This is a genomic window from Paraburkholderia sp. BR10954 (genome assembly GCF_040965775.1).
Classification (GTDB): Bacteria; Pseudomonadota; Gammaproteobacteria; order Burkholderiales; family Burkholderiaceae; genus Paraburkholderia; species Paraburkholderia youngii.
This window is the reverse complement of the sequence record NZ_JBFRCK010000005.1, coordinates 133,944-147,080: the sequence shown is the minus strand read 5'-3', so window position 1 is coordinate 147,080 and position 13,137 is coordinate 133,944. Positions and strand designations below refer to the sequence as shown.

The window sequence follows — 13,137 nt, the reverse complement described above, 5'->3', positions numbered from 1 at the left end:
GCATGCATCAAGGACCTAGCATGTCGGAAAAAAAGCGGAAATTGCGCTCGGCCGAATGGTTCGGCACGGCTGACAAGAACGGCTTCATGTATCGAAGCTGGATGAAGAATCAGGGCATCCCGGATCATGAGTTCGACGGGCGCCCTGTGATCGGTATTTGCAACACGTGGTCCGAGCTGACACCGTGCAACGCGCACTTTCGCAAGCTCGCCGAGCATGTGAAGCGCGGCATCTACGAAGCGGGCGGCTTCCCGGTCGAGTTCCCGGTGTTTTCGAACGGCGAATCGAATCTGCGTCCGACCGCGATGCTCACGCGCAATCTCGCGGCGATGGACGTCGAGGAGGCGATCCGCGGCAATCCGATCGACGCGGTGGTGCTGCTGACCGGCTGCGACAAGACGACCCCCGCGCTCCTGATGGGCGCGGCGAGCTGCGACGTGCCGGCGATCGTCGTGACCGGCGGCCCGATGCTGAACGGCAAGCTCGACGGCAAGAACATCGGCTCGGGCACCGCGGTGTGGCAGCTGCACGAATCGCTGAAAGCCGGCGAGATCGATCTGCATCAGTTTCTGTCGGCCGAGGCGGGCATGTCGCGCTCGGCGGGCACCTGCAACACGATGGGCACCGCGTCGACGATGGCCTGCATGGCCGAGGCGCTCGGCACGTCGCTGCCGCACAACGCGGCGATTCCCGCGGTCGATTCGCGCCGCTATGTGCTCGCGCATATGTCGGGCATCCGCATCGTCGAGATGGCGCTCGAAGACCTGAAGCTGTCGAAGATCCTCACGCGCGAGGCGTTCACCAACGCGATTCGCGTCAATGCGGCAATCGGCGGCTCGACCAATGCGGTGATTCATCTGAAGGCGATCGCGGGGCGCATCGGTGTCGATCTCGAACTCGACGACTGGGTGCGCATCGGCCGCGACACGCCGACGATCGTCGACCTGATGCCGTCGGGCCGTTTCCTGATGGAAGAGTTTTATTACGCGGGCGGTCTGCCGGCCGTGCTGCGCCGGCTCGGCGAAGCGAACCTGCTGCCGCATCCGGAGGCTTTGACGGTCAACGGCAAGACGCTGTGGGACAACGTGAAGGATGCGCCCAACACCAACGACGAAGTGATCCGTCCGCTCGACAAGCCGCTCGTCGCCGATGGCGGCATTCGCGTGCTGCGCGGCAATCTCGCGCCGCGCGGCGCGGTGCTGAAGCCGTCGGCGGCGACGCCCGAGTTGCTCAAGCATCGCGGACGCGCGGTCGTGTTCGAGAACTTCGAGCACTACAAGTCGCGCATCGTCGACGAAACGCTCGAGGTCGATGCGAACTCGGTGCTGGTGATGAAGAACTGCGGGCCGAAGGGTTATCCGGGCATGGCTGAAGTCGGCAACATGGGCCTGCCGCCGAAGCTGCTGAAGCAGGGCGTGAAGGACATGGTGCGGATTTCCGATGCGCGCATGAGCGGCACCGCGTACGGTACCGTGGTGCTGCACGTGACGCCGGAAGCGGCGGCCGGCGGCCCGCTCGCCGCGGTGCAGGACGGCGACTGGATCGAGCTCGACTGTGACGCGGGCACGCTGCACCTCGATATCAGCGACGCGGAGCTCGAGCGCCGTCTCGCGAAGCATGTGCCGCCCGAGCCGCCGGAAGGTGGCGGCTACCGGCGCCTCTATATCGATCACGTGTTGCAGGCCGATGAGGGCTGCGACCTCGACTTCCTCGTTGGGTGTCGAGGCTCCGCGGTGCCGCGGCATTCGCACTGACGCGCCGTTGCAACGATAACGGCTCGACCCATGACCATGCGGGCGATGCATTCGTGCATCGCCCGCATTTTCTTGATTGGCGGCTATCAGCCGAGGTTATCGACCGCGTCGAGCACAAGCCCGAAGAACTCGTTCGCCGCGGCCGGGTTCAGCCAGCGCACGACCACCGTCATGCGCCGCTCCGGTTCGACCCACGTGAACGAACTTCCCGCGCCGATGCCGAAATAGCTCGATTCCGGCACGCTCGGGAACACCTTGCGCCCGGTGTTGAGCCACACGAGGTAGCCATAGAAAGGCGCGATCGCGCACGGCGTACGCATGCGCGCGATCCATTCGGACGACAGCACGCGCTGGCCGTTCGCGACGCCGTCATCGAGCAGCATCTGCGCGACCTTCAACTGATCGTTCGCGCTCACCGACATGCCGCCGCCCCAGTGCGTGCCGCCCGGCACCGGCTGCATGCGTCGCCCGTCGATTTCGACCCACGCGTCGTCGTAGCCGACCCATTGCCAATTTTCGCTCGCACCAGTTGGCCGCATGATCGCTTCGCGAAACACCTCGGGCAGCGGCTGACGGAACAGATGCAGCAGTGCGAGCGAGAACTGGTTGATGCGGACGTCGTTGTATTCCCAGTAGCTGCCCGGCCGTTGCAGCGGACGCGGGTCGCCTTTTTTGCCATCGGGCGGCGCGGCGAAATTGACCGCGCGGTAGTGATCCGCCTGATCCGACAAACCGAAGTACGTGCCGCGCCATTCGCTGGTTTGCTGTAGCAGATGCGCCCAGCTGATCGGCGCGTTGTGTTCGTCGTCGAAGCCGATGTTGGGCACGCGCACGCGCACCGGCTCATCGACGTCGGGCAACAGGCCGCGATCGTGCGCGACGCCGGCGAGCAGCGCGAGGTACATCTTTGCGACGCTGAAGGTCAGATCCGCGCGATCCGGCTCGCCCCAGCTCGTCAGCACGCGGCCGTCGACGGCGATCGCACCCGATACCGGCCCGCGATCATGCACGGGACCGAGCAGCTTGTTCCACGGCGGCGGGTCGTTCACGTGCACACCCCACGCGCCACCCACGTGGCGGTCCCAAAGCGATTCATGATCCACCGCGAACTGCACGGCTTGTTGCAAACGGTCTTGCATGGAAAAGTTCCTGTCGGTTCGACGAAGCTCGCTAGGCAGGGACTCAGCGTGCGTGCAGTCGCACGCGTGCCCACATCACGGTGAAAAGGCTGAGCACGGCCGCGAGCATCAGATAGAGGCCGGGTGCGAGGTTATTGCCGGTTGCCGCGATCAGCGCGGCGACCGCGAGCGGCGTGAAGCCGCCGAACACGGTGGTGCCGATGTTGTAGCCGAACGCCATGCCGGTCGTTCGCGTGCGGGTCGGAAACAGCTCGGACATCATGGCCGGAATCGGCGCGAAGTAGGTCGCCTTCAGCATCGCGACCCACGTGACCGCGGCCAGCAACGAGCCGAGCGAAGGATGCGCGTTCATCAGCATGAAGGCCGGATAGACGGTCGCGAAGAACAGCGCACCGGCGCAGAGCATGATGCGCACGCGGCCCACCTTGTCGGACAGATGACCGACGATCGGCGTGAGCACCATCATGATCAGACCGGCCGCGAGCGTCGCGATGAAGCCCGACGACGGCGCGAGCCCGAGTTGCCGCGCCGCGTAGGTCGGCATGTAGAGCAGCATGTAGTTGGCCGTGGTGGTCAGCACGAGCGCGCCGATCGACACGAGCACCTGTTCCTTTTGCGTCGCGAGCAGTTCTCGCACCGGCGCGGCGGATTTCTCCGCGCGCTCGAATTCCGGCGTTTCGTCGATGCGGCGGCGAATGTACAGCCCGACCGGACCGATCAGCAGGCCGAACAGGAATGGAATGCGCCAGCCCCAGCCTTCGAGTTGCGCGGTGCTCAGCGTGCTCGTCAACACCGCGCCGAACAGCGACGCGAGCAGCGTGCTCGCGCCTTGGCTCGAGAACTGCCAGCTCGCCATGAAGCCCTTGCGCTCGGGCGCATGTTCGATCAGAAACGCGGTCGAGCTGCCGAACTCGCCGCCCGCCGAGAAGCCCTGCAACAGCCGCGACGCGAATACGCCGATCGGCGCGAGCACGCCGATCGCCGCATACGACGGCATCAGCGCGATCATGCCGGTGCCGAGCGTCATCATTGCAATCGATAGCGTCAGCGATGCCTTGCGGCCTTTGCGGTCGCTGAACGAGCCGAGTGCGAGCGCGCCGATCGGTCGCGCGAGATACGACAGCGCGAAGGTGCCGAGCGTGAGCAGCAGCGACACGGTGCGGTCGTGCACCGGAAAAAACGTACGCGACAGCACGGCCGCGAAGTAGCCGTAGACGACCAGATCGTAGAACTCCAGCGCGTTGCCGATCGAGGTCGCGAGAATCAGCCGCGATACGCTCGAGCGCGAGGTGTGCCGCGCGAGCGCGTCGGCGGTGGTTGCGGAGTCCATGCTCATGTCGAAGTCCTCGGGCGGCATTGGGAGGTGCGCCGGCAGGGTCGCGTGAGCGGCGCGGGCGCGGGATTGAAGCGTGTGACTCGATGTTGGGGTGGCCGATATTTATAGACAATTACAATATTTGGCAGATATCGTTGCCGAAACGGCAAAGCGCAGCCTGCGTCGAATTGCTGACGGGCGTGATCGGAATCCGGCGTTGCCTTGAGCGATTTCGCGCCGCAAAAAAGAAAAAGCGCCCCGTAGGGCGCTTTCCATCGATCCAGCCAGCAGGGAACACGAGTGTTCCCCACCGCGAACCGTCTGCTTAGAACTTGTGACGCATACCGACGCGGAACGCGAGCTGGTTGTCGGCGCCGACGCCCGACGTGTTGAAGTAGCTCGTGCTCGAACCGATCTGTGCCTGCAGGTCGCCAGTTGCGGCGTTGTGGCCCGATGCGATCTGATAGATGCCCAGCACGTAGACGTCCGTGCGCTTCGACAGCGCGTAGTCGCCGCTCAGGTTAACCTGGTTCCAGTGACCGACGTTCGCGCCGCTCAGGTGCATGTACGTGTAGCCCGCGCCTGCCGTGATAGCCGGCGTGACCGCGTACTTCGCGCCCGCTTCGTAGGCTGCGAACGTGGTCGAGCCGCCCGAGATCGGGGCGAGGCGGGTGTTCGTGTACAGGGCCCACAGCGTCGCCGGACCGAATGCGTAGCGGCCGCCAACGCCGAACGAGCGCAGATCCTGGATCTGACCGGTGCCGAGCGTCGGGAAGCTCACGTTAGCCAGTGAAGTCGAGAAGGCCGGCGATGCCTGGCCCGGGTAACGGATATCCGTGTACGCTGCGCCGATACCGAACGGGCCGTTCGCATAGTTCGCGCCGAAGCTGTAAGCGCGCGACGAACCCGCAACCGGTGCAGCCGACGTGCCCGTACCCGGCGTGCCGGCAAAGCCGCCTGCCGTGTTCGAGAAGCCGTACATCGCGCCGAAGGTCAGGCCCGAGAAGTTCGCGCTGCTGAACTTGACCGAGTTGTTGATACGGCTCGAGGTGAGCTGGTCGACGTCGTTGATGTGGTAAGCGTAGTTGCCCGCGACGGTCAGGCCGCCGGTCGAGTAGTTCGAGCCGAGGTAGTCGGTCGAGAACGAGTACTGGCGGCCGAACGTCAGCGAGCCGATGTCGTTCTGCGACACACCGACATAGGCCTGGCGACCGAACATCGCGCCGCCCTGGCCGGCGGTGCCGTTACCGCTGTTGAAGCCGTTTTCCAATACGAACAGCGCCTTCAGGCCGTTGCCGAGGTCTTCCGTGCCACGCAGACCCCAACGGCTGCCTTGCGCGACGCCGTCGTCGTACTTGGTCAGGCTGCTATGGCCGGTGGACGTTTTCGAGTTGTTCACGTAGCTGATACCCGCATCGATCAGGCCGTACAGCGTGACGCTGCTTTGTGCGTGAGCGGCGGAGGCGAAGACGGCAAACGTAGCGGCGGTCAGGATTTCTTGTTCAACATACTTCTCCGAGTTAGCGAATTTTGGCGATCGCGACGCGCTGCTCTGCGGCAACGTCGCGCGATGGCCGGCAATTTAAGGGAACGCTGAGTAAGGTATGTGACAGGAAAAAATTTTTTCCACGGTGTCGTGTCGGCGCGACACTTTGCGTGGGCACAGGGGCGGGTGTGTCGGTGGCGGGGCGGGGTCGATCGACCCTGGAGCGAAGCGGGGCGTGTGGCAGCGGATCGCCCGCCAGGCGGCGGGCGATCGGTTACTTCGGCTGCAGCATGAAAATTCAGTTACATGGCCGGTTGCGACGGCATCGCCAGTCGCAGCGGCGTTGGCGTCAGTTGCTCAGCAACGAGCCGCTGCGGAACGGCGTCGCGCCGGCGATGCGCGCGAACTCGAGGCCGGCCGTCGCGAAACGCGCCAGATGCCGCGCGTACAGCAGGCCGGCCACGGTGTTCTTGATCGTGACGACGTGGTCCGTCAACGGATCGACGATGTCGGCGATTTCCTGGCCCACGTCCACCCACGTGCCGACCTCGCAGCGATACACGAGCACGCCGCTGATCGGCGCGACGAGCGGCTCGGCGCCCGCGAGCGGCGTCGCCGCGAATTCGAGCGGCGGCAGCGGCGCCGGTTCGCCGTCCACCACGCCGCGCAGGGTCAGATACTCGATGATCGCCTGCGCGTCTTTTTCCGCGTACTCGTATGACACGTCGCGCTGGCCGCGCAGTTCGATCGTGACCGAGATGCCGCCGTTCGGGATCGGGAAGCGCTCGCCGAAACGGCCGCGCAGATCCGACCAGCAGAAGCTGTGGATCTCGTCGAACGGATTGCCGACCGAGTTCAGCGCGAGCAGCGACGCCTTCGCATCGATGTAGCGCGCTAGCGGTTCGACTTCGGGCCACAAGTCCGGATTGGTATACAGGTGCATCGCGGCTTCCCAGTCGCAATGCAGGTCGAGCACGACGTCGGCGTCGTACGAGAGTTTTTGCAGCGCGAGGCGTTGCGAGCCGAGTTCGGTGGTCGGCTTCTGCGCGTTGAGCGCTTCGCGCATCGCCGCGCGAATGGCGGCGCGGTTCTCATCTATGTCGCCGGTCAGACGCGACTCGATGGTCGGCAGCACGAGTTCCGCGAGGTCGTAGAAGTTGCGGTTGAAGTTCTGCGCGCTGCCGGTTTCGAAGCGCCCGAGCATTTGGCCGAGCAGATGCTGGTTCAGGCCGATCGGATTCGGCACCGGCACCACCACGACTTCGCCGCGCAGCTTGTCCGCGGCCTCGAGCGCGGCCAGCTTGCGGCGCAGCGACCACGACACCAGCATGCCGGGCAGTTCGTCCGCGTGCAGCGACGACTGGATATAGATTTTCTGTCCGCCACCGGGACCGTAGTGGAAACTCGTCAGTTCACGGGCGGTGCCAAGCGACGGGGCAATCAGCGGATGGGTCTGGGTTTGCATGGTATTCACTTCGCGGCCCGTTCGTAGCGGCCGCGCTAGGTTGTAGATTGCAAGGGGAAAGGTGCGCGCCGGCTGCGCGCGAGGTCCGCGTGCGCGGACTGCGGCCACCTGTCTCCCGGCGACCGCGCGTTGCACGATCTTAGCCGATATGCCCCACGGTGTGGCTTCATGTGGCTGGATGTGGAGCCGCAAAACAAAACGGGCTCCGCATCGCGGAGCCCGTTTCGGACAAGCTGCCGGCGCGCCGTGCGGCGCGCGTCGGCGATTTAGCTGCCGTACACGTCGAAGTCGAAGTACTTCTTCTCGATCTTCTTGTAGGTGCCGTCCTTGATCATGTCGGCGATCGCCTTGTCGACCTTCGCCTTCAGATCGGTGTCTTCCTTGCGCATGCCGATGCCGGCGCCGCTACCGAGGATCTTCGGATCGTTGAGGTCCTGGCCGACGAACGCGAAGCCCTTGCCGCGCGGCGTCTTCAGGAAGCCCTGGTCAGCCTGCACCGCGTCCTGCAGCGCTGCGTCCAGACGGCCCGAGATCAGGTCGGCGTAGACCTGGTCCTGGTTCTGATACGGCACGACTTTCGCGCCCGCCGGTTCCCAGTACGTCTTCGCGTAGGTTTCCTGGATCGTGCCCTGTTCGACGCCCACCGTCTTGCCCTTCAGCGATTCAGCGGTCGGCAGGATGCCCGAGCCCTGCTTCGCGACGAGGCGCGTCGGTGTGTTGAACAGCTTCGACGAGAAGGCGATCTGTTCGGCGCGTTGCGGCGTCATCGACATCGACGACAGCACGCCGTCGAACTTCTTCGCCTTCAGTGCCGGGATCATGCCGTCGAAGTCGTTTTCCACCCACACGCACTTCGCGCCGACGCGCTTGCAGATTTCGTTGCCGAGGTCGATATCGAAGCCAACGAGCTTGCCGTCTGCGCCTTTCGACTCGAACGGGGGATAGCTGGCATCAACGCCAAAACGGATCGTCGACCAATCTTTAGCGTGTGCGCCAATGGAGACGGTGGCAATCAAGGCAACCGTCAAAGCCGCTAGCAGTTTTTTCACTATTTTTACTCCTCGGTGTAGTTCAATTTCGCCCTCGACGGTTGTGCCGCCTCGGGACGCCCGGCGCGACTCGCAAACGGGCTTCTGGTCAGGATGCAAGCCGGGGTGGCCTGCAACGCGCGCCAAGCTTATCAGTTCAAAAATATTGGGAAGCTAGTAAAACACCGGATGGCGCAGGAGGAGGCCCTCTAGAGCGACGCGTGCGCCCAAGCCGATGTGACCGGATCGTACACTGTCGGTGGTGTTTGCGTAACACGGGTGTAATGCACGAGGGGTAATACGGTGAGCCGGCGAGCGTGATCGACCGGAATATACGGCGGCATTCTTTGCGAATTCGCCGAAAAGCGGTTCGAAACGCGGGTTTGAAACGTGGATATCGTTAAAGCTCGTGGCCGAATTTGCCGTTATTTAACAGCGGCCTCGAGACCATTGGCTTACACGGTATTACCAGCGCCGATATTTTTGCGCAGCCGTTTCGAACCTGTGCGAAAACCACGGCTTTTGGCGCTATCATCGATGCTCCATGCGTAGGACGCCGACCGCCCGCGCAGGCGCGGATCGCACCGAAGCAAATCGTCGGACAGCCGTCAAGATTCAAATGCCGCGCATTTGCGCTAGATCAAAAGACCTTTCTGCTCAACGGTGTTTATTCATGCGCACGATGTCGTTCATGGCGGATCAAACAGGCTGTTGTAAACAGACTTTCAAGCGACAAATCGCGAGCGTCGGCGCGCGGGTTCGCGCGGCATTATTGCAGCGCCATTTTTTTATCGGCTTTTTGTCGAGAATTACATCGGGATTTATAGCGATTGGCGTATCGGGATTTCGGTGCGACGTTTTGCCCCGCGCGTTGCGCGTTCTGACCGGCGCACTGCTGTGCGCGAGTTTCGCCGTGGCAACGCCAGCCGCGGCTGCCGACAAGGTGCTGCACGTACTCGCATGGCCCGGCTACGCGGACCCGGACGTCGTCAAGGCGTTCGAAGCGCGCTATGGCGCGAAGGTCGAGGTTACGCTGGTCGATTCCGACGAGGCGCTGTGGGCGCAGATGCATAGCAAGGGCGAGCCGCCTTTCGACGTATTCGCCGCCAACACCGCCGAAATTCGCCGTTATGCGCAGGCTAATCTGCTTGCGCCGCTCGATCTCGCGAGTCTGCCCAATACGAAGAAGCAGTTGCCGCGTTTCCAGGCGCTCGGCTCGATCGGCGGCCTGACGTCGGCGGGCAAGGTCTACGCGATTCCGTTCACCTATTCGTCGATGGGCCTCATCTACGATCGCAAGCAGATTCCGGTGGCGCCGCATTCGATGCTCGAACTGTGGAACCCGCGCTATCGTGGCAAGGTGCTCGACTTCAATAGCGCGCAGCACAACTTCTCGTTCACCGCGCTCGCGCTCGGCTATCCGCATCCGTTTCAACTCGACCCCGCGCAGATGCGCACGATCGCGCACAAGCTCGTCGAGCTGCGCCGCAATCTGCTGACCTACTACACGCTCTGCCCGAGGAGGCGACCGCGTTCTTCATCCAGCACAAGGTCGCACTGATGTTCGGCAATTACGGCACGCAGCAGGTGCAGTTGCTGCGGCGCGCGGGCGCCGACGTCGGCTATGTGATTCCGGACGAAGGCGCGCTCGCGTGGCTCGACTGCTGGTCGATGACGCGCGCGGCGAGCGACCAGCCGCTCGCGCTCGCGTGGATCAACTACATGCTCGAGCCGAGCGTGAGCGCGCTGCTGACGCAGCGCCAGGGGCTCGCGAATACGCTGACCGAGCCGGCCGAAGGCAACCCCAACGCGCACATCGTCTGGATCGGTCCGGTCGAGGATATCGACCGCCGCGAGCAATTGTGGACGCGCATCGTGTCGGGCGACCGTTCGGAGCGCTTCTGATGCTGCATCGCGGCCTGACCTTCAAGCTATCCGTGCTGCTCGCGTGCATCGGCGTGCTGGCGTCGGGCGCGACCGGCTATTACGCGTATCGCGCGAATCGCACGATGCTGGTCAACGAAGCGGAGCGCAGCCTGCAGACTTCGACGGAGCTGCTCGGCCAGCGCATCGCCGTATCGATCGACGACGTCGCCGCAGACGCGCTGGTGCTGGCGACGATGCCGTCATCGGTGAGCGTCACGCAGACCGACGACGGCATCGGCCCGAACCTCGGCCGCGAGCGGCTCGCGCAGGTGTATTCGAGCTTCATGCTGCACCACCCGGAGTATCTGCAGGTGCGGCTGATCACGCGGCAGCATCACGGGCTCGAGCTGATCCGTTTCGATCGCGACAGCGACGGCCTCGTGCGTGTACAGGGTGACGATCTGCAGGAAAAAGCTCAGTTTCCCTACGTATTCGAAACGCTCGCGTTTTCACCCGGACGCATCTACACCTCGCCGATTTCGATCAATCACGAATACGGCACGCATGCGGCGCAAGGCAGGCCGACGCTGCGTCTCGGCACGCCGATCGCGGATGCGCGCGGCACGGTGGTCGGCGTCGTCGTGATCGACGTCGATCTGGCCGGCATGCTGCGGCGTTTGCAGAGCGATCTGCCGAGCGACTACCAGGTCTATCTGGCGAACGAGTGGGGCGATTTCCTGGTTCATCCCGACGCGTCGAAGACCTTCGGTTTCGACCGCGGCCGGCGCGTGCTGATGCAGGACAGCTTCCCGGTCACGAAGCAGCTGTTCGAGCAGCGGCGCAGCGAAGTGCTCGTCAACGGTCTCGCGCGGCCCTATGAGGCGCACGGGCGGGTGCTCGCGTTCGTGCGGCGGCCGTTCGGCGATTCGGAAGGCAATCGCTTCATCGTGCTCGGTCTCGCGAAGCCGCTCGAGGACGTGTTGAGCGGCGCAAATCAGCTCGGCACGCGGATCATTCGCATGGTGCTGGTGTTCAGCGCTTTGTCGGTACTGCTGGCAATTCTGTTCGCGCGAGCGCTGACCAAGCCGCTTCATCAGCTCGCGCATGCGGCGACGCATCTGTTCGCCGAGCACGCGATGCACACCTTGCCGCTCAAACGCACCGACGAAATCGGCGTGCTCGCGCGCTGCTTCGAGCGTTTGCGCCGCGAAATCCGCGCGCAGATGGATGCGCTGCACAGCAAGCAGAGCGAGCTCGTGCATCTGGCCTCGCACGACGTGCTGACCGGCTTGCCGAACCGCATGCTGTTCATGCAGAAGCTCGAGAACGCGATCGAGGAGGCAAGCTTCCGCCGCGAAGGCCTCGCGGTGCTGTTCGTCGATCTCGACCGCTTCAAGCAGATCAACGATCAGTTCGGTCACTCCGTTGGCGACAAGGTGCTGGTCGCGGTCGCGCGCCGTCTGAAGGAGGTGCTGTGCGCCGGGGACGTGGTCGCGCGGCTCGGCGGCGACGAATTCATCGTGCTGATCGAAGGGCAGCGCGCGGCCGAGGTCACGCCCGAAATCGCCGAGCGCATCATGGATGCGCTGAACGAAACGCTGAGCGTCGACGGCAACAGCATGACGGTCGGCGCGAGCATCGGCATCAGCGAGTTTCCGCACGACAGCGGCAATGCCGAGGAACTGCTGCTGAACGCCGATGCGGCGATGTATGCGGCGAAATCGGGTGGCCGCTGCGCGTATCTGCGCTATCAGGATCTGCTCGCCATGCGGCTCCACGAACAGGCCGAGCAGGCGCGGCTTGCCCACGCGCAGCTCGCCCAGGCGCACGCCGCGCGCGATGCGACCGAGGGGTGCGAGGAGGAGCCTACCGCGTGACGCGGTGTTGTCCGCGCCGTTGAGCTGTCGACCTGAGACGCAGACGCGCCTTCAGTTCGCCACTCAAACGATCCGCACCCCGCCGCGATAAGTCGCGCGCGGCACTGGCAGCTTGTCGAGCATCGTCACGCGCACGAGATCCGCGCGCAAGCCCGGCTCGATCGCGCCGCGGTCCGTGAGACCGGCGGTGCGCGCCGGTTCGGCCGAGACCGTTGCCATCGCGCGCGGCAGCGACCAGCCCGCTTTTTCGACCAGATCGAACACCGCGGTCAGCAAGCTCGACGGCACGTAATCCGACGACAGAATATCGAGCAGATCCGCGCGCGCGAGTTCGAGCGCCGACACGTTGCCCGAATGCGAGCCGCCGCGCACGATGTTCGGCGCGCCCATGATCGTTGCGATGCCGTGCTCGCGCGCGGCTTGCGCGGCGATGCGCGTGGTCGGGAATTCGGCCAGCACGATGCCCTCGGCCTTCGCCTGTTCGACGTGCTCGATCAGCGTGTCGTCGTGGCTCGCGACCGGAATGCCGAGCCGCCGGCACCGCGCGACGATCTCGCGGCGATGCTCATCCGCGTAACGCTCCTGTTCGACCGCGAGTTCGGCGAGCGTGCTCGCGACACGCTCGTCGCTCATCTTGCCGTTGCGCTCCTGGAAGCGGCGCCATTGCTCGCGATCGTGCCATTGGCGCTGTCCCGGCGTATGGTCCATCACCGACGCGAGCCGCAACAGCGGATGCGCGCACAGCGAATCGAATACTTCGAGCACGTCGGCGGTCGCAATCTCGCAGCGCAGATGCAGAAAGTGCTCGGCGCGCAGCAGCCGACGCGTGGACAGCCGCAGCAGCGATTCGGCGCATTGCGTTTGCACGTGGCGGTTACGCAGCCCAACGCTCGAGCGCGAGCCGATCGCGAGCGCGTCGAACACCGTCGTGATGCCGGCCGCGGCGACCTGCGCGTCGTGGATCACGAAAGCCGCGTCGGTATTCCATTCGACGCCGGGACGCGGCACGAGGTGCTTCTCGAGATTGTCCGTATGCAGTTCGATCAGACCGGGCAGCAGATAATCGCCGTCCCAGTCTTCGGCGTTGCGCGCCGAACTCGCGCCGCGTTCGACGTCGCGAATCACGCCGTCTTCCACGCGCACGGTGCCAATGAATTCTTCGTCTCGCGTCACGATGCGAGCGTTGCTGATCAACATCGACTTGCTC

At 64.4% G+C, this 13,137-nt stretch carries 8 protein-coding genes and 1 pseudogene; 3 read left to right on the top strand and 6 right to left on the bottom strand.

What is annotated here, in order from left to right; translation table 11 throughout:
- Positions 1 to 20: 20 nt before the first annotated feature.
- Positions 21 to 1,754, top strand: a complete 1,734-nt coding sequence (locus tag AB4Y34_RS09955; RefSeq protein ID WP_176381068.1) for an IlvD/Edd family dehydratase — start codon at positions 21 to 23, stop codon at positions 1,752 to 1,754.
- An 86-nt stretch (positions 1,755 to 1,840) separates the two neighbouring features.
- On the opposite strand, the gene AB4Y34_RS09950 is transcribed toward AB4Y34_RS09955, so the two are convergent.
- From AB4Y34_RS09950 to AB4Y34_RS09930, 5 genes are all read right to left on the bottom strand, one after another.
- On the bottom strand, positions 1,841 to 2,893 hold the full coding sequence (locus AB4Y34_RS09950) for a serine hydrolase (RefSeq protein ID WP_176381067.1): 1,053 nt from the start codon (positions 2,891 to 2,893) through the stop codon (positions 1,841 to 1,843).
- A 43-nt stretch (positions 2,894 to 2,936) separates the two neighbouring features.
- Positions 2,937 to 4,229, bottom strand: coding sequence for an MFS transporter (locus AB4Y34_RS09945; RefSeq protein ID WP_368715913.1), 1,293 nt, complete (start codon positions 4,227 to 4,229; stop codon positions 2,937 to 2,939).
- Positions 4,230 to 4,533: 304 nt separating this feature from the next.
- On the bottom strand, positions 4,534 to 5,703 hold the full coding sequence (locus tag AB4Y34_RS09940) for a porin (protein ID WP_368716050.1): 1,170 nt from the start codon (positions 5,701 to 5,703) through the stop codon (positions 4,534 to 4,536).
- Between the two features lie 340 nt (positions 5,704 to 6,043).
- A complete protein-coding gene (locus tag AB4Y34_RS09935; RefSeq protein WP_368715912.1) occupies positions 6,044 to 7,159 on the bottom strand; it encodes a succinylglutamate desuccinylase/aspartoacylase family protein in 1,116 nt (371 codons plus the stop codon).
- 266 nt (positions 7,160 to 7,425) lie between these two features.
- Complete coding sequence (locus AB4Y34_RS09930) at positions 7,426 to 8,208, bottom strand: ABC transporter substrate-binding protein (protein ID WP_176381064.1); 783 nt, start codon at positions 8,206 to 8,208, stop codon at positions 7,426 to 7,428.
- Between the two features lie 838 nt (positions 8,209 to 9,046).
- Here AB4Y34_RS09930 and AB4Y34_RS09925 point away from each other — a divergent pair.
- A pseudogene (locus tag AB4Y34_RS09925) lies at positions 9,047 to 10,092 on the top strand (extracellular solute-binding protein).
- Complete coding sequence (locus AB4Y34_RS09920; protein ID WP_368715911.1) at positions 10,092 to 11,930, top strand: diguanylate cyclase; 1,839 nt, start codon at positions 10,092 to 10,094, stop codon at positions 11,928 to 11,930. The pseudogene AB4Y34_RS09925 and the gene AB4Y34_RS09920 overlap by 1 nt, the downstream one beginning before the upstream one ends.
- Positions 11,931 to 11,993: 63 nt before the next feature.
- On the opposite strand, the gene AB4Y34_RS09915 is transcribed toward AB4Y34_RS09920, so the two are convergent.
- Positions 11,994 to 13,127, bottom strand: a complete 1,134-nt coding sequence (locus tag AB4Y34_RS09915; RefSeq protein ID WP_176124648.1) for an alpha-D-ribose 1-methylphosphonate 5-triphosphate diphosphatase — start codon at positions 13,125 to 13,127, stop codon at positions 11,994 to 11,996.
- Positions 13,128 to 13,137: the final 10 nt, after the last annotated feature.

Bases quoted from the DNA above. Each gene is read 5' to 3' on its own strand.
- AB4Y34_RS09945 (WP_368715913.1), bottom strand. From the start codon at position 4,229: ATGAGCATGGACTCCGCAACCACCGCCGACGCGCTCGCGCGGCACACC.
- AB4Y34_RS09950 (WP_176381067.1), bottom strand. From the start codon at position 2,893: ATGCAAGACCGTTTGCAACAAGCCGTGCAGTTCGCGGTGGATCATGAA.
- AB4Y34_RS09935 (WP_368715912.1), bottom strand. From the start codon at position 7,159: ATGCAAACCCAGACCCATCCGCTGATTGCCCCGTCGCTTGGCACCGCC.
- AB4Y34_RS09915 (WP_176124648.1), bottom strand. From the start codon at position 13,127: ATGTTGATCAGCAACGCTCGCATCGTGACGCGAGACGAAGAATTCATT.
- AB4Y34_RS09955 (WP_176381068.1), top strand. From the start codon at position 21: ATGTCGGAAAAAAAGCGGAAATTGCGCTCGGCCGAATGGTTCGGCACG.
- AB4Y34_RS09920 (WP_368715911.1), top strand. From the start codon at position 10,092: ATGCTGCATCGCGGCCTGACCTTCAAGCTATCCGTGCTGCTCGCGTGC.